Annotated in this window: 14 protein-coding genes and 2 pseudogenes; 6 read left to right on the forward strand and 10 right to left on the reverse strand. The window is 72.3% G+C overall.

The features are described from left to right. Positions 1–285: 285 nt before the first annotated feature. Entirely contained in the window at positions 286–996 is a 711-nt protein-coding gene (locus AC5P09_RS45335; RefSeq protein WP_493879532.1) for a fused DSP-PTPase phosphatase/NAD kinase-like protein, read from the forward strand. Between the two features lie 37 nt (positions 997–1,033). Here AC5P09_RS45335 and AC5P09_RS45340 read toward each other — a convergent pair whose 3' ends face one another. From AC5P09_RS45340 to AC5P09_RS45350, 3 genes are all read right to left on the reverse strand, one after another. Further along, positions 1,034–1,822 carry an SAM-dependent methyltransferase gene (locus AC5P09_RS45340; protein WP_493879533.1) on the reverse strand — a complete coding sequence of 263 codons (789 nt, stop codon included), beginning with the start codon at positions 1,820–1,822 and terminating at the stop codon, positions 1,034–1,036. An 82-nt stretch (positions 1,823–1,904) separates the two neighbouring features. Then, the gene (locus tag AC5P09_RS45345; RefSeq protein ID WP_266441329.1) at positions 1,905–2,159 is read right to left on the reverse strand and encodes a DUF397 domain-containing protein; all 255 of its coding nucleotides are present in this window, start codon (positions 2,157–2,159) and stop codon (positions 1,905–1,907) included. Next, positions 2,160–3,020 (reverse strand): Sco1979 family transcriptional regulator, encoded by an 861-nt coding sequence (locus tag AC5P09_RS45350; protein ID WP_266441327.1) that lies wholly within the window; start codon positions 3,018–3,020, stop codon positions 2,160–2,162. A 216-nt stretch (positions 3,021–3,236) separates the two neighbouring features. Between AC5P09_RS45350 and AC5P09_RS45355 the strand changes: the two are divergent. From AC5P09_RS45355 to AC5P09_RS45365, 3 genes and pseudogenes are all read left to right on the forward strand, one after another. Further along, positions 3,237–3,842, forward strand: a pseudogene (locus AC5P09_RS45355) (ATP-binding protein); the annotation flags it as partial. Between the two features lie 221 nt (positions 3,843–4,063). Next, complete coding sequence (locus tag AC5P09_RS45360; RefSeq protein WP_493879534.1) at positions 4,064–4,498, forward strand: hypothetical protein; 435 nt, start codon at positions 4,064–4,066, stop codon at positions 4,496–4,498. A 208-nt stretch (positions 4,499–4,706) separates the two neighbouring features. Next, the gene (locus AC5P09_RS45365) at positions 4,707–6,569 is read left to right on the forward strand and encodes an ABC transporter ATP-binding protein (protein ID WP_493879556.1); all 1,863 of its coding nucleotides are present in this window, start codon (positions 4,707–4,709) and stop codon (positions 6,567–6,569) included. Positions 6,570–6,571: 2 nt separating this feature from the next. On the opposite strand, the gene AC5P09_RS45370 is transcribed toward AC5P09_RS45365, so the two are convergent. The 3 genes and pseudogenes from AC5P09_RS45370 to AC5P09_RS45380 all read right to left on the reverse strand — a co-directional run bounded on the left by AC5P09_RS45370 (position 6,572) and on the right by AC5P09_RS45380 (position 9,079). Beyond that, the gene (locus AC5P09_RS45370; RefSeq protein WP_493879535.1) at positions 6,572–6,757 is read right to left on the reverse strand and encodes a DUF8839 family protein; all 186 of its coding nucleotides are present in this window, start codon (positions 6,755–6,757) and stop codon (positions 6,572–6,574) included. A gap of 158 nt (positions 6,758–6,915) precedes the next feature. Beyond that, positions 6,916–7,612 (reverse strand): annotated as a pseudogene (locus tag AC5P09_RS45375) (DUF899 domain-containing protein). A gap of 114 nt (positions 7,613–7,726) precedes the next feature. Next, positions 7,727–9,079 carry an amidohydrolase gene (locus AC5P09_RS45380; protein ID WP_493879536.1) on the reverse strand — a complete coding sequence of 451 codons (1,353 nt, stop codon included), beginning with the start codon at positions 9,077–9,079 and terminating at the stop codon, positions 7,727–7,729. Between the two features lie 140 nt (positions 9,080–9,219). Between AC5P09_RS45380 and AC5P09_RS45385 the strand changes: the two genes are divergently transcribed. Then, positions 9,220–10,176, forward strand: coding sequence for an endonuclease/exonuclease/phosphatase family protein (locus AC5P09_RS45385; protein ID WP_493879537.1), 957 nt, complete (start codon positions 9,220–9,222; stop codon positions 10,174–10,176). Between the two features lie 9 nt (positions 10,177–10,185). Here the strand turns inward: AC5P09_RS45385 and AC5P09_RS45390 are convergent, their stop codons facing one another. Beyond that, positions 10,186–10,617, reverse strand: coding sequence for a nuclear transport factor 2 family protein (locus AC5P09_RS45390; protein WP_493879538.1), 432 nt, complete (start codon positions 10,615–10,617; stop codon positions 10,186–10,188). Between the two features lie 98 nt (positions 10,618–10,715). Between AC5P09_RS45390 and AC5P09_RS45395 the strand changes: the two genes are divergently transcribed. Beyond that, positions 10,716–11,255, forward strand: coding sequence for a winged helix-turn-helix transcriptional regulator (locus AC5P09_RS45395; RefSeq protein WP_493879539.1), 540 nt, complete (start codon positions 10,716–10,718; stop codon positions 11,253–11,255). Here the strand turns inward: AC5P09_RS45395 and AC5P09_RS45400 are convergent. The 3 genes from AC5P09_RS45400 to AC5P09_RS45410 form a co-directional block, all read right to left on the reverse strand. Beyond that, the gene (locus AC5P09_RS45400; RefSeq protein ID WP_493879540.1) at positions 11,223–13,118 is read right to left on the reverse strand and encodes an FUSC family protein; all 1,896 of its coding nucleotides are present in this window, start codon (positions 13,116–13,118) and stop codon (positions 11,223–11,225) included. The two genes, AC5P09_RS45395 and AC5P09_RS45400, sit on opposite strands and share 33 nt — an antisense overlap. A gap of 215 nt (positions 13,119–13,333) precedes the next feature. Next, positions 13,334–14,107 (reverse strand): nucleotidyltransferase domain-containing protein, encoded by a 774-nt coding sequence (locus AC5P09_RS45405; RefSeq protein ID WP_493879541.1) that lies wholly within the window; start codon positions 14,105–14,107, stop codon positions 13,334–13,336. 53 nt (positions 14,108–14,160) lie between these two features. After that, on the reverse strand, positions 14,161–16,128 hold the full coding sequence (locus tag AC5P09_RS45410) for a TIR domain-containing protein (RefSeq protein ID WP_493879542.1): 1,968 nt from the start codon (positions 16,126–16,128) through the stop codon (positions 14,161–14,163). Between the last annotated feature and the right edge of the window lie 32 nt (positions 16,129–16,160).

A 16,160-nucleotide genomic window follows, 5' to 3' on the forward strand; every position in this document is an offset into this window, starting at 1 on the left:
GCCACACCCAGCGCCCCTGGGTGAGCCAACCCTACGAATGGCTCGCTCATCCCGATGAACAACGTAGGGACGACTGAACCCGACGGCGACGACACTCACAGACGCCTGACCCCGAAGGTGACGAAAGTCGCAAAATGACACCGGCATCACCCGAAAATGACGGGAATCGACGCCCCTCGACTCCATCCGCGATCACATAGCAGCCCGTACACCGACAAGACCGCCATAGCTCGCCCGGGTTAGCATGCGAGGCACACCCCGTCCCCCCAGCCCCCCGGGTCGCCCATGGCTGTCCTCAGCGCCACCCTGCCCCCTCCTGCCCTCCGCCCGCGCCCGCGCCCGCTGTCACGGCGTGCGCTGCGGATCCTCCTCTTCGTGGTCCTCGGCTACCTCGCCCTGTGGGCCACGGGCGCCCTGGGCATCCTGGGCCTGTCGTACATGGCACGCGAGGAGACCCCGGCGCCCGCCGGGACCCGTACGGTGCAGGGCGTGCACCACTTCCAGCCGGTCGACGCCGAGGGACGGCTGTGGCGCGGTGCCGCGCCCTCTCCCGCCGGTTACCAGGCACTCGCGGGCATGGGCATCACCACGGTGGTCGACCTGCGCGCCGAGGATCTGAGCGCGTCCCAGCTCGCCGGACCCGGAAACGCCGGGCTGAAGGTCGTACACCTGCCCATTCGCGACGGGCAGACGCCGAAGCCCGAGCAGGTACAGCGTTTCTTCGACATCGTCGCCAAGTCGTCCGGGCCGGTGTTCGTGCACTGCGGTGCGGGAGTCGGCCGTACGGGCGCGATGGCCGCGGCGTATCTCGTGCAGACCGGAGAGCAGTCGTCGTCTTCGGCGGTCCGGCGCAATCTCGCGGTCGGACCGCCGTCGATCGAGCAGATCTACTACGGGCTGAACCTCAGCCCCAGCAAGGCGGAGCAGCCGCCGCTGCCGGTGGTGGTCGTGAGCCGTCTCGTGGACGCGCCCCGGCGGATCTGGTCCTCACTCTGAGGGCGAGGCCCTGCAACGCTGCCGCAAGACCCTGCGATCAGGGCTTCCGCCCCACCGCCCCGTACCCGGGAATCACCCCGTCGTCCTGCCCGGGGACCGGCTCGCCCAGCTCGGGATGCCACCGGTGCGGCACCTCGACACCCGGCTCGACGAGTTCCAGGCCGTCGAAGAAGCGGCTGAACTCCTCGCGGGAGCGCAGCGCCAGGGTGACGCCGGCGGCGTTGAGCTTCTCGGTGGCCGCCGCCGACTCCTCGGGCGTGAAGTCGGCGGTCGCGTGGCTGACCACCAGGTAGCTGCCTGAGGGCAGTTCGGACAGCAGCCGGCCGACCAGCGCGTGCGCGCCGTCCTCGTCGGGGACGAAGTGCAGCAGCGCGACGAGCGAGAGGGCCACCGGCCGGCCGAAGTCCAGGATCTTCCGGGCGCCTTCGATGATGGCGTCCGGATCCCGCACGTCGGCCTGGAGGTACTCGGTCACCCCCTCGTCCGTGCCGCGCAGCAGGGCGCCCGCGTGGGCGAGGACGATCGGGTCGTTGTCGCAGTAGACGACCCGCGCGTCGGGCGCGACCCGCTGGGCGATCTGGTGGAGGTTCGGCTCGGTGGGAATGCCGGTGCCGATGTCCAGGAACTGGCGTACGCCGTGCTCGGCGAGCCAGCGCGTGGACCGGTGCATGAACGCCCGGTTGACCCGGGCCATGACCGGGACCCGCGGGTCGAGGGTGAGCATCTGCCGGCCCATGGCCTCGTCGACGGGGTAGTTGTCCTTGCCGCCGAGGTACCAGTCGTACATCCGGGCCGGGTGGGGCTTGCCGGTGTCGATCTCAACCATTAATTCAGTACCCATCAATGTCCATCAATGTCTATCAAATCAGTGCATTACAAGGAAGTTGAGTGAGCGTCAGCCAATCACGTCACGACAACAGGAAGTCGGCCTCCCCCGCTTTCGCGCCTTCGATGAACGCGGTCATCTCGTCCGGGGTGTAGATCAGCGCCGGACCGTCCGGGTCGGTGGACTGGCGGACGGCGATCCGGCCGTCGGCGAGCTTCATCGCCTCCAGGCAGTTCCCGCCGTTGCCGCCGCTCCACGGCTTGTGCCAGCCCTCGCTGCCCAACTCCCGCGCGGGCATACCGTTGTAGACCCGTATGCGCGGCTTGATGCGATCCATTCACAACTCCTTGCGGAGATCCCGGAGGATCTCCTTCGTGCGATGTGCCGTAGCGGCCTGCGCCGCCATGCGGTCCATGACCTCGAGATGGGTCGCCACCTCTGCGCGCGCGTCCAGATAGACCGCGCCGGTCAGGTACTCGCTGTAAACCATGTCCGGGAGTTCCGGCACGGCGAATCGGAACAGCACGAAGGGCCCGTACGTGCCGGGGTGCGGCCCGTTGGCGAACGGGGCGACCTGCAACGCGACGTTGGGCAGCTTCGTGGCGTCGAGCAGTTTGTCGATCTGGGCACGCATCACCTCCGGGCCGCCGACAGGGCGGCGCAGCACGGTCTCGTCCATCACGACCCACAGCCGGGGGGCATCCTGACGGGTGAGCAGTTCCTGGCGTTGCATGCGCAGGTCGACATGGCGCTCGATGTCGTCGGGGCTGGTCTGGCCGATGGCCCCGGACCGCAGGACGCCGCGCGCGTAGTCCTCGGTCTGCAGCAGGCCCGGAACGAAGTGCGGCTCATACTGGCGGATGAGGGCGGCCGCGCCCTCCAGGCTGACGTGCATCGAGAACCAGCCGGGCAGGACGTCGTGGAAGCGCTGCCACCACCCGGGCTGGTTGGCCTCCTCGGCCAGTTGGACGAAGCCCTCGGCCTCCAGGTCGGTGACACCGTAGGCCTTCAGGAGGAGTTGGAGGTACGGGATCTTGAGTCCGACCTCGGCCATCTCCATACGGCGGACCGTGGCCGGGGCGACGCGGAGGATGCGAGCGGCCTCCTCGCGCTTGAGGCCGGCGCGTTCCCGCAGGTCCAGCAGGCGCCGACCGAGGACGACCTGGCCGACCGTCGGCGCGGACCGCGGTTCGCTCACCCTCCACCTCCACACATCGGGCCGGCCACACAGCATGCTGACAGCCTTACGGCGCCATTCGAAGACCTATTCGAAGACCTGTACGGATCTTCGCTGATCTCAACTGGCGCCGCTCGACGTGCTGTTGCGAGCAGTGTGCCACGGCACTTCACGGCGTCATACAGCACTCTGCATTTTTCAGAGTGACACTTGCCAAGTGTTCACGGCGGGGCGATAGTGGCAAGCGTGATTCCGTCCCCGCCCTTAGGAACAGACGCCGCTGCGGACCGCCCCACCGGTCTCGGCGCCGCCGCCGAAGCGGGCCCTGACAGGGCCGGCGCCGCGCGCCGGTTCCGATTCGAGCTGGCCGCACATCCGGGTTCTCCCGCGCAGGCCAGACGGCTGGCACGGGCCAGGCTGACCCATTGGTCGGTCGGCGAGGACACCTGTGACTCGGCGGCCCTGGTGGTCTCCGAGCTGGTCACCAACGCCATCATGCACACCGCGAGCCGCCGCGTCGTCTGCGAGCTGCACGAGGGGGACGACCTGGTGCGCATAGCCGTGCGTGACGAGGGCTGCGCGCCCGGTGAGCCGCACCCGTCCCCGCAGCGGCCCGAGGAGGAGCACGGGAGGGGACTGCTCCTCGTCGACGCCCTGTGTCACAGCTGGGGCGCCCACGAGCACGGCCCCGGCCTGCTGGTCTGGGCGGAGCTGCCGCACAAGGGCGACACCCCTCGCGACGACACCGCCGTCCCGCGCAACGACCTGGGCTGGGGAGCCCGCCCGAAGCCGGAGCCGTCCGGCGGTTCGGGCGAGGAGGACGAGCCGGCGGCGCACCACCGGGTGGCACGCCCGGCGTCCGAAGAGGCGGTACGCCCGGCATCCGACGCAGCCTCACGCCCGACGCCAGAAGAGGCGGCACGCCCGGCGTCAGCAGAACCCGCACGCCCGGCGTCCGAAGAAACGGCACATCACCGCGCGCTGCCCGACACCGAAGCACGTCACCACGGGACGGAGTCCCCGGCCTTCCCTCCGATCGAGCAGGGCCGGGATCGGGGGAGGATGTGAGGGCCGGCCCCGGCGGCCAGGTGCTGACCCTGGACTCGCTGGTCCGCCTCCGACGCGGGCTCCGCACGCCGGGAGACCCGCTGCGGCTGCCTCTGCCCGAGGGCATGGCGGCCCCGCTGGGCTGTGACGCGGTGGCGGTGCCCGCCCGCTTCGGCCCGCTGCTGAGATCCCGGTTGCCGCAGGTGGGGTGCGTCTACGCCGACGAGACGCACTGGTGGTGGATCGTTCCGTCCGACTCGGACTACGCCCTGGAGTGGCCCGCCCCGGCGCGGTACGCCACCGGAGCGACGGTCCCCGCCGCGCCGGCCGTCCCCGACCTGATCCACAGGCCGGACGGCTCGCTGCCGTACACCCCGCCGATACCGCTCTTCCTGGCCCTGTGCCGGCTCACCGGCACCACTCCCACCTGGTCCCGGCCGGTCAGCGCCTAGGCCACCGGTCGTGCGCCCGCGCGCACCCGTCTCTTCGGCCCGCGCCCTGCCCCCACAGATGTCCGCCCCGCGATAGTGGCCCTCCGTCCACGAGCGCGGGAGGCCGACGGTGGGAACGAGGCGCGACGAGGGCGACAGGGACACCCCCGACAAACCGGAGGTCTCCGAGTCGGAGCAGCTGCTCTTCGGTGGCCCGTTGCGCTACGACATGGGCTGGAACTCGCACGCGGACGCGTTCCTGGAACTGAACTTCCGGGCCATGCTCACCCGCCTCCCGTCCCTGCTGACGGCCAGCTTCCGGCTCGCCTGGCAGGCCGACCGCCGCGCCGCCCGGACCGTGGTCGCCGCCGAGGTGGGCCGAGGCCTGGCCCAGGCGGTGAGCCTGCTCGCGGTCAACAGCGTGCTGGGCCGGCTGATCGGCGGCGGCGCCATGGAGGACCGGCTGCGCGGCGCCGCGCCCGCGCTGGTCGTGATGGCCGCCGTGATGCTGGTCGGGGCGCTGCTGCGGGCCGCGTCGATCTACGCCACCGGGCGCCTGGAGCCCAAGGTGGAGCGGGTGGCGACCGAGCGCTATTTGGAGCGGGCGGCGACCGTGGAACTGTCCGCGATCGAGGACCACGCCTTCCACAAGCTGCTGGACACCGCGCAGTACGGCGCCACCTCCGCCCGGCGGATGATCTCGTACGCCACGCGCGTGGTGAACGCGATGATCTCGCTGATCGCGGCGGCGGGCGTACTGACCGTGCTGCACCCGGCACTGCTGCCGCTGCTGGTGACGATGACCATCCCGAGCGCCTGGAGCGCGCTGACCAACGCGCGCCGCCGCTACGAGTCCTTCCACACCTGGGTGCAGCACGCGCGCGCGGGACGGCTGCTCGGCGCCCTGCTGATCGAACCCGAGGCGGCTCCCGAGATCCGCGTGCACGGAGTGGGCCCGTTCCTGCTCCGCCATTTCCGCGAGATGTCCGAGACGGCGGAGGCGGAGCAGGCCCGGCTGGCCCGGCTCGCGGCCCGCACGGGCCTGATCGCGGCGGGCTGGACCGGTCTGGCGACGGCGGCGACGTACGCGACGCTGGGCGGGCTGCTGCTGGCGGGCGCGATGGCACTGTCGGTGGCGGGCACGGCCGTGATCGCCATCCGCACCGGCTCGCAGAGCCTGGGCACCCTCGTCGTGGAGATGAACGCCCTGCACGAGGAGGCGCTCTTCGTCGGCGACCTGCAGCGGCTCTACGTGGAGGCGGCAGAGCGGGCGATCCCGGTGGGCGGGGCCGTCCTGCCGGACGATCCGCGCGAGATCCGGTTCGAGAACGTCAGCTTCACCTATCCGGGTGACGCCGCCCGTCCCGCCCTCGACGACGTGTCGCTCACCGTCCCGATCGGCAGGATCGTCGCGCTGGTCGGCGAGAACGGCTCCGGCAAGACCACGCTGGTCAAGCTGCTGGCCGGGCTGTACGCCCCTGACCGGGGCCGGATCCTGTGGGACGACGTGGACGCGGCGGGCGCGGACCGGCAGCTGCTCGCGGAGCGCGTCGCGATGGTGGCCCAGGACTTCAAGCGGTGGCCGTTCACGGCCCGCGTCAACGTGGCGGTCGGCCGCTCCTCGGTGCCGCTCACGGACGACCGTGTGGCGCGTGCGGTCGGGGAGGCCGGCGCCGAGGACGTGCTGGCGGACCTGCCGCGCGGCCTGGACACGCTGCTGGCCCGCAACTTCAGCGGCGGGCACGAACTGTCGGGCGGTCAGTGGCAGCGGCTGGGGATCGCCCGGGCCGCGTACCGGCGCGGCCGCATCCTGATCGTGGACGAGCCGACGGCGGCCCTGGACGCCCGGGCCGAGCTGGAGGTCTTCGAGAAGATCCGGGCCCTGGCCGGCACCGGCCAGACGGTCATTCTCATCACCCACCGGCTGGCGTCCGTACGCCACGCGGACCTGGTGCACGTCCTGGACCAGGGCCGACTCGTGGAGTCCGGTACGCCCGACGAGCTGCTGGCGACCGGTGGGGTCTACGCGGAGCTGTACTCCCTCCAGGCGGAGCAGTTCACGGCGAAGGTGCCCGCCCCAAAGGCGGGCTGACCTCACGCGACGGCGTCGACCGCCGCCTCCCCGCTCCGCACGATCACCAGGAACATGTCCGTCGCGAGATCCATGACGACCTCGGCGGGCATCCCTTCAAGTCGCCGCGCTTGCGCGAACTCCTCCGCCGGCCACGAGCCTCGCGGCCCACCTGCGGGAAAGCGTTCGAGCACTGTTCGCCCGTTCACCACCCTGCACCTCCAGAAAGCGTCGTACTTGTTAGGAGTTAACGCTCTCCAGAGGCCGATCGCCTCGCTCAGTTGCGGGACTGAGACGTAGCTGACACGTATTCAGCGCGCAGCGTGAGGAATTGGTTACCGAACGGTCACTTGCGCTACGGAACGTGTCAGACCTCGTACTCATCGTGATACCGGACGCGCTCACTGCCCGCCGGCGCCCCGAGAGCCGACGCGCGTCCCTCGGGTTCCTCCCACTCCTCCTGCCGTCCCAGCGCGGTGAGATCCAGCAGGGTGGCGGTCGAACCGAGCCCGTCGAGACCGCGTGCGTACGTCGAGTAGGTGTGGAAGACGCTCTCCCGGTCCCGCAGGAAGCAGCTGACGCCCGGCCGCTCGACGAGCTGCCCCTCGCGTTCCAGGGTCACCTCGAAGTCGTGGTTGAAGTCGCTCGCGTACGACGAGTACCAGGGCACCGTCCAGCCCATCCGCGCCTTGAAGGGCAGGATCTTCGGGTACGGCGCTCTCGACACGGCGACGAAGGTCGTACCGCGTGCCTTCAGGTGCGCGAGATGCCCGATCTGGTCCAGGAAGGCCGAGCAGCCGCGGCAGCCGGCGTCCCACTCGGGCGCGAACATGAAATGGTGGACGACGAGTTGGTGGCGTCCCTCGAAGAGGTCGAGCAGCGTGGCCTTGCCGTCGCCGCCCTCGAAGACGTACTCCGTGTCGACCTCGACCATCGGCAGCTCGCGCCGCTCGGCGTTCAGCGCGTCCCGCGCGCGCGTGAGGGCCTTCTCCTTCAGCAGTAACTCCGCACGCGCCACGCGCCACGCGCCACTCGGCACGCGAGACGATCTCCGGAAGCGACATGGCTCCTCCTGGGCAGCGGTCCGTTCCGAGGGGTGACCGGCCAAAAGCGCGGAACTCATCGCCGCCCGCAGATTTTTCTTCCGGTCTTCCGGTCTTCCGGTCTTCCGGGCCCGCTCAGGTGTCGTAGTCCTGGATCCGCCTGCCGTGACTCCGGTCGACCAGTGCGGGCAGCCGCTCCCCCAGCTCCGCGACCACGGAGGGCACGTCGATCGTCAGCAGCTCGCGGTCCCGCATGAGGATCCGGCCGTCGACGATCGTCGTACGGACGTCGGAGGACCGGGCGCTGTGCACCAGGGTGGCGGCGAGGTCGTGGACGGGCTGGGTGTGCGGGCCGGTGAGGTCGACGAGGACGAGGTCGGCCCGCCGTCCGGGCGCGATGCTGCCGACGTCCTCGCCGAGGCCGACCGCCCGGGCGCTCTGCAGCGTGGCGTGATGCAGGGCCTGGCGGGACGTCAGCCAGCGCGGGTCCCCTGTCGTGGACTTCTGGATCAGGGCGGTGAGGGCCATCGACTCCCACACGTCGAGGGAGTTGTTGGAGGCGGCGCCGTCGGTGGCGAGTCCGACGGGGATGCCGATGTCGTGCAGGGCGCGCACCGGTGTGGTGGTGGGCCAGGCGAACTTGAGGTATCCGCGGGGTGCGGTGGCGACGGCCGTACGGCCCGCGGCGCCCGCGAGGACGGGCAGGTCGCGTTCGATGATGCCGCTGCCGTGCGCGAGCAGGACGTCCGTGTCGAGGATCCCGGTGCGCTTGAGGACCTCGATCGGGGTGACGCCGTGCCGGGCGAGGCTGGTGTCGGTCTGGTCGCGGTTCTCGGAGGCGTGGATGTGCACGGGGAGGCCGTGCTGGCGGGCGAGTTCGGCGGTGGCGGCGAGGTCGGCGTCGTCCACGGTGTAGGGGGCGTGCGGGGCGAGGGCGGTGGTGATGCGGCCGGCGGCGCCGCCACGGTGCCGGAGCGCGAACTCCAGGGACTTCTCCCGGCCTTGGGGGCCCTGGGAGGAGAAGTACGCCTCGCCGAGATGCGCCCGCATCCCGCACTCGGTGACGACCGAAGCGACCGCGTCCATGCTGAAGTAGTGGTCCGCGAAGCACGTGACGCCGCCGCGGATCATCTCGGCGCAGGCGAGCCGTGCCCCCAACTCCACGTCCCGCTCGGTGAGGTTGGACTCCACCGGCCAGACGACGTCGTTGAACCACTCCTCGGTGGGCAGGTCCTCGGCGAGGCCGCGCAACGCGACCATCGGGGCGTGGGTGTGACAGTTGACCAGCCCGGGCAGGGCGACCTGGCCGCGGGCGTCGAGGCGTTCGGCGGCGGGCCGGTCCGCGACCGCGGCGGCACTCGTCACGGACTCGACGACCCCGTCCCGTACGACGATCGCGGCGTCCTCCTCGAATCCGATCCGCTCCTGCTCGTCGTGCACGAGAACGGTGCAGCCGGTGATGAGGAGATCGGCGGGAGAGTCACTCATTACGCCAACGTACGACGCCGTGGTCACCCCGCGTGAGCCGAACCGCGCATTCCGTCGCCGCTCTGTCCCGGGGCGCGCCGGGCGGGCACCCTGACCTCAGCACCGCCCGCCGCCCGACGGCTTCTGGAAGGGGGCCCCGCATGCTCCTCGGCACCTGGAACCTGGAGAACCTCTACCGTCCCGGCGGGCCGTTCGGTCCCCAGGACAAGGCCGCGTACGAGACGAAGCTCGCCGCGCTCGCCACCGTGATCACGGAGCTGGACCCGGCGCTGCTGGGCCTGCAGGAGGTCGGCGAACCCGAGGCGCTGCGGGACCTGGCGGGAATGCTGGACGGCGAGTGGCATCTCGCGCTCTCCCGGCGCCCGGACAGCCGGGGCATCCGGGTCGGCTTCATCGGTCGTACGCCCTTCGAGGTGCTGTCCGACACGAGTGCGTTCCCGGCCAAGCTGCGGCAGGTGCAGGCGGACGACGAGGGCGTGTCGGTGACGGAGGCGGGGCGGGGCTTCCTGGCGGTGGAGGCTGCGACCGGCGACGGGCCACTGCGGGTGGCGGTCGCCCATCTCAAGTCGAAGCTGCTGTCGTATCCCGGCGGCCGGTTCCAGCCGCGTGACGAGGGCGAGCGGGCGCGGTACGGCGCATACGCCCTGTACCGGCGGGCGGCCGAGGCGGCGACGCTGCGCGCGCTGGCCGACGAGTTGCTGTCCGGTGAGGGTCGCGAGCGGGACGTGGCCGTCCTCGGGGACCTCAACGACGAGGTGCGGGCGGCCACCACCCAGATCCTGCTCGGCCCGCCCGGTTCCGAGATCGGCACCCCCGGCTTCGAGGCGGCCGACCGGGGAGATGCGGTCCGCCTGTGGAACGTGGCCCCTCTCATCCCCGCCGAGCAGCGCTACTCCCGCATCAATTCCGGGCGCCGCGAGCTCATCGACCACGTCCTGGTCAGCCACCGTCTGGTCCACCGGGTGACGGAGGCCGGGACGGGCCTGCCGGGCGACGGCACGCCGCGACTGCCGTCGGTGGGGCCGGATCCGGTGGAACGGCGGGGGGAGCCGGGATCGGATCACGCACCGGTGTGGGTGCGGGTGCGGGTGGGATAGGTCCGGGGGCTACGCGGCGCGAGCCGCCTCCTGTCGCCGGCAGGCCTGGTCGAGCCGCAGGGTGTCTTCCAGGACCGTGTCCTCGACCATGCGGCCCCAGCGCAGCCGTACCCACTGCACGGCCTCGTTCTCGTACGCGCCGCCGTCCGCGAGGGTGCCCCGGACGGTCAGTCGGGTCACCACGGTCGTGTTCCAGGGCGGGCCCTGGACGACGACGTCCTGAAGGGTCAGCCGTAGTCCGGGAAACGTCCGCTCGAACCGTTCGAACCAGTCGGCGAAGCCCGCCCGGCCACGCAGATCGGCGCCCATCGGGGTGTCGCCGACGAAGCGGAAATGCACGTCGGGAGCGGCCAGGGCGACGGCCTTCCGCCAGCCGCCCTCCCCGCTGCCGACAGTGCGCCAGAGGTTGCGGACCTTGCGGCGGACGATGGCGTGGTACATGAAGGCACCCACTCGGAAGCGACTTGTTATGTGCAAGTGACTCTCCCCGGAGAGGCTAGGCGGGTCACTTGTAGTTTGCAAGGGACTACCGTGGCGGCATGAAAGGTGAACGTTTCGCACGGATGCACTGCTCGGTCGCCCGGGCCGCCGCCGTCGTCGCGGACCAGTGGACCGTCGTCATCCTGCGCGACCTCTTCCTCGGCCTGAACCGCTACGAGGATCTGCGCGCCGACCTGGGCATCGCGACCAACGTGCTGGCGGACCGGCTCGACCACCTGGTCGCCGAAGGGGTCGTGGAGCGGGTGGCGTACCAGGAGCGTCCGGTGCGGTACGCGTACGAACTGACGGATGCGGGCCGGGAGTTGTACGGCACCGTACTGACGCTGCTGACGTGGGGCGACCGGCACCGGGCGGTGGCGGGACCGCCGCTCGTGCTGGTCCACGAGACGTGCGGGCACACGGCCCAGGCGCGGGTGACGTGCTCGCACTGCGGGGACGAACTGCGCCCGGGGGAGGTCAGGCACACACCGGGACCGGGCGGGCGGACGGAACCGGGGACGGCGTTGGTGCACACGGTGCTGGACGGAGCCGGGCAGTTCGGCGGGCTACACGGCGAGGGGCAGCTCGGGCAGCCGTAGCCCCACGCGCTCGCGTTCCTTGGCGAGCTCGTCGAGCAGTTCGTTGAGCCGCTCGGTGTGCCGACGCGTGAGCCGCCCGGAGTCGTCGAGGTGGACGGCGCACGCGGTGGTCGTGTCGACGAGCCGTTCGAGGAGGGCGACGACCTCGTCCGTGCCTTCCGAGTGCCGGGCGAGCGCGGGCAGTTCGGCCGCGGCGAGGGCGATGGCGGTACGGGCCTCGGCGAGGGTGCGGTAGGCCTCGCGGCGCAGGGTCCAGCGGACGGCGCGGGCGTCCGAGTCGCCGCCGACACCGACCCTCAGGACGTGCGCGTCGGATTCCCGCAGCACGTGCGCGAGGTAGGCGTGCGCGGCATCGCTCGCCGCGACGAGCCGGGTGCGGACGCCCCCGCCGCGCTGCCCCGGCATCGGCAGATGCCCCACGATCAGCACGATCGCGCAGGCCAGCAGCGTCTCGCCGATCCGGCCGGCGGACGCCTGCGGCTCGCCACCCACCATCACGAGCGACAGGACGAGCAGGGTGACGACGGCGGTCTGCGCGGCGAAGTGCCGGGTGGCGACGGGTATCAGGGCACCGCTGAGGGCGACCAGCGCGATGAGCCCCTCCGGCCGGGGCAGCACCGCGGCGAACCCGGCGAAGAGGAGAGCGCCCAGAACGGTGCCGGCCGCCCGGTTCAGCACGCGCGAGGCGAGCGGCCCGAGGTCGGGCTTGACGAGGAAGACAGCGGTGGCGGGCAGCCAGTACCAGTGCGGGTGATCCCCGTACCAGCGGGCGTGGTGCAGTGCCTGCGCCACGCCAACGCTGGCCCCGAAGCAGAGGGCGACCCGCAGGCCGTACTCCCGTCCGCCGGCCCCGAAGGCGGTGCGCAGCACATCCCGGACCCCACGCCGACGCGTGTGCAGGTCGCTCCCCTTGCCCCGGTCGAAGGCCTCGGCGGCGTGCAGGAGGGCGTCGTCGAGCGCGCGCAGCCCGGCCGCCGAACGGGAGGGCGCGGGGAGCGGCCCGGTGTGGGTGCCGGCGCGCACGGCCTCGGCGAGGCGCCGCGGCCCCTCGGACGCCCGCCCGGAGAGGGCCTCCCCGGTCCAGGCGAGCGCGGTGGCGGCCTCGGCGAGCGGCAGCGCGGCGGCGTACTGGGCGTGCAGCCGCCGCTCGGCCGCGGAGCTGGCGTAGCGCCGCAGCCGGGGCCCGGCGAGGGCGTCCTGCGCGTGATCGAGCGCGGCGGTCAGCGCGGCGCGCCGGGAGGTGGACTCCGGGCTGCCCGCGGCGTCGAGCAGCTCCGCCACGGCGTCGTAGACGGCGGCGACGGCGGCGCGCTCCCCGTCGAAGCGGAAGTCACCGGCGAAGGCGCCGGGCGTCGGCAGGACCAGCCGCAGCCCGAGCAGCCACCCGGCCCCCACGACGAAGGCCACAGCGCGCTGCCAGCCCGGCTCGGGCAACGGCATCCCGGCCCCGATCGCGGAGGCCACCAGCAACTGCGTGCCGGCCCCGGAGGCGACCGGCCCGACGGCACTGACACTCCCGGCGACCAGCCCGACCAGCGTGAGCAGCAGGGTCAGCGTCACCGCCCCGACATGCTCCCCGGCATACGTCCCGACGAGCAGCCCGCCCGCCCCCGCGAGCGCGGGCGCCCCGAGCCGCCTGACGGAGGCCCGCCGACTGCCGGGCCGGTCATTGATCCCGGCGAGCATGGCGGCGATGGCGGCGACGACACCAAGGTGCGTACGGTCGACCAAAACGGCCACAAGGAGCAACGGCCCGGCCGACAGCGCCCCCCGCAGGACCGCGTTCCAGGGCACGGGCCCGCGCTGGGCGCGCAGGGCGTGGGCAAGCCAGGGCGGAAGGGTCAGGGCGGCGGGGCGGGACACGGGGCTCCTGTCGTCTGTGCGAGGCGGGGGTGTGCCTTCGGGCGACGGTGGCCGGGCAGTGGCTGTGGGCTGTGGACTGTGGTGTCCACGGTAGATCGCGTTCTTGGAGAGAACGGGACGACCGTATTTCGGGGATGTGACGATCGGCCGGAGAAGCGTGTTCTTTATGAACGCAACGGGGGTGGGCCGGGGGCCCGGCCTGCCCGCTGCCACTTCTAGGACGAGGTGAAGAGCCTCTCCGCAGCGGCGACAGCCCCGGCCAACACGTCCGGCTCCGGACGCAAGCGCCCGAGGATCTCGTCGACGTCCCGCAGCCCCGCCCGCTCCAGCAACCGCTTCTCGTTCGTCACCCACTCCCCCCGCCCCGCGAGCACGCCGTGCCCGGCCTGCATGGCGGCCGTGGCGATTGCGCCGGCGACCTGCGCGAGCCGGCCCGCCGGGGCGTGGTTGGCCCCGGCATACGCGAGGGTGGCGAGGGCGGTCCCGTGCCAGCGCTCGGCCGCGGAGGTGCGCAGCTTCTCCGGATAGCCCGTCGGCCGCGGGAGTTCGCCGCGCAGCACGCGGTTGATCGCCAGTTCGGCGACGACCAAGTAGCTCGGAATCCCCGCCAGATGGAACAGCAGGGGCTCCACCCGGAACCGCCCCTGCTCCGCCTCCGCCACCTCGTGCTCCACCACGTCGAGATCGCGGTAGTGCACGTCCACGCGCCGCCCGTCGATCGTCAGCCACGCGCCCCCGTTGAACACCCCGCCACCCCAGCCGCCGACCTCGGAGACCTCTCCCTCCCAGTCGAGGGCGCGCAGGTCGTCGGGGTCGAAGGGCCCGCGGTAGTAGACGGCCAGGTCCCAGTCGCTGTGGGGCTTGTGGGTGCCCTGGGCGCGGGAGCCGCCGAGGGCGACCGCCCGGACGGTGGGGAGGGCGGCGAGGCGGTCGGCGGTGGTGTCGAGGAAGCCGGAGTCCGGGAGGGAGGGGTCGGGCAGGGAGGGCATGGTCGCAGCGTACGGAGTCGAGGGCCGTGGCTCCACGCGATTGCGTGCGGCCCTCAGCCCGCCGCCGCCACCCCGAAGTCGGCCCCGGAGATGCCGCCCAGCTCTTCCGCGATCCGCCGCAACGGCTCCCGCAGCGCGGCCAGTTCGGCGCGCATCGCCTCGGCTTCGAACCAGGCGGTCTCGTGGTCGAGAGGGGCGACGTCGGCCGGGCAGCGGGCCTCGTACGCGGCGAGGCGGGGGTGCCAGGTGGTGGTGAAGGGCCGGATGACGTCGTTGATCAGGGTGTAGGCGAGGCTCTGGACCGTCGGCGCGCCGGCTTGGGAACCCTGCTCGAGGTGGATGTTGTACGTGTGCAGCGTCGCGCGCGTGAAGTCGATCAGCGACTTCAGGGAGGTCAATGCCTCGCGCAGGCTGCCCGTGCCCGGCACCAGTTCCTGGACCCCGATCCGGGTGACCAGTTCGACCTGGATGTCGAAGGCGGCCATGCGTTCCGACTCGCTGGATGCTGCCACGGGTGCCTCCCTCCGGCTGCCGGGGAAGGCCAGCGTAACCGGGTCGCGACGGCCGCCGCACAGGGTGCGCAGGGCGGTGTGGCGCAGGACTTCGGTGCGGGCGGGGGCCGGGTCGTGGTGGTGCCAGGCGTGCAGGGTGACTGGGTGGAGCTGCCAGCCTCCGTCGGGGACGGGTGCGAGCAGGCTACGGACGCGGAGTTCGGCGACTCCGTTCTCGGCGTGTCGGTGGGCGACGGCTCTCGGTACCCGGTCGGCGGCGGCCAGCACGCGTTCCGCGTCCTCGACGGTGAGCGGCAGCGGGTGCAGGGCGGCCGCGCAGCGCAGTACGTCGGCGGCGTTCGCGGTGTCCACGTCGCGGATCAGGGAGCCCGTCACATCCTCGTCGGCGAGCGCGTCGAACAGGGAGGCGCCCCGGGCGTGCAGGCGGTCGTAGAGGGTGTGGGGCGGGTGCCCCGCACGGACCGCGCGGCCCAGGAGGGCCAGGGCGAGCGGATGTCCGTCGACCGCTTCGACGAGGGCGGGCGCGGGGCCCTGCGTCCCGTCGGCCGGTGTGTCCTCGCCGCCGACGAGCACGCGCGCGTGGAGCGCGTCGAGGGGACCCAGGTCGACCGGGGTGCCGAGTCCGTCGTAGGCACGACTGCGGAGCGTGAAGAGGGTGTGGCCCAAGGGGTGGGGTGCGGCCATGTCCGCGATCTCGCGTGCGGTGCGGTGGCCGCGCGCGGGGACGCCGTCGACGATCCAGAGGAACGGTTCGCCGGCGGCGTCGAAGTGGCCGAAGAGGTCGTCCGTGCCGAGGGCGCGCGAGACGTGCGAGGGCACCGAGTCGTCGTACGCCTCCCCGTCCAGCCAGAAGACGCCGCCCGGGTACGCGGCCTCGAAGCGGAGGGCGTACTCCTGGGCGAGTGCGGTCTTGCCGATGCCCGCCATACCGCGGATCTGGACGGCGTGCGCGGCGGCGCGGCCGGTGACGAGCGGCGCGGCATGGGCGTGCAGCGCGGAGTGCACCTGCCAGAGCTCGGAGAGGCGGCCGAGGAACCCGGGGCGCGGCTGCGGTGCGCCCGGCGGCCGACGTCGTACGGTGCGTTCCCCGGCGGTCATCGGGCCGTCGAGCCGCGCCACGTGCGCGCGTACGTCGGTGACGAGGGCGGCGAGGTCGTCGTTCGGGGCGTGTCGGGCGTCGCGCAGTTCCACCGGGTGGATGTGGTCCGTCCCCCGTTCCGGGTTGACGACCATGACGCGGCGCCGCGGGTCGCCCTCCTCAAGTCCCGCGAGATAGGCGGTGGTCAGCTCCCACCGGCAGGCCTCGCGCTCGGGGTAGCCGGTGGAGTAGTACGCCAGGAGGGCCTTGGAGCGGGCAAGTTCGCGCCGGATGGTGTCGCTGATGCCGGCGAAGGAGGCGACTCCCGTCTCGTCGGTGAAAACCCGGAGCCCGCCGTCGCGCAGCGCCCGCGCGAGCGGACGGACCTGCTCCGCATCACCGCGGCTGTAGCTGAGGAAGACGTCCCACACGGCGACTTACCCTACTGTGGGTACCGGGGAGG

It is taken from the genome of Streptomyces sp. a15 (genome assembly GCF_059026085.1).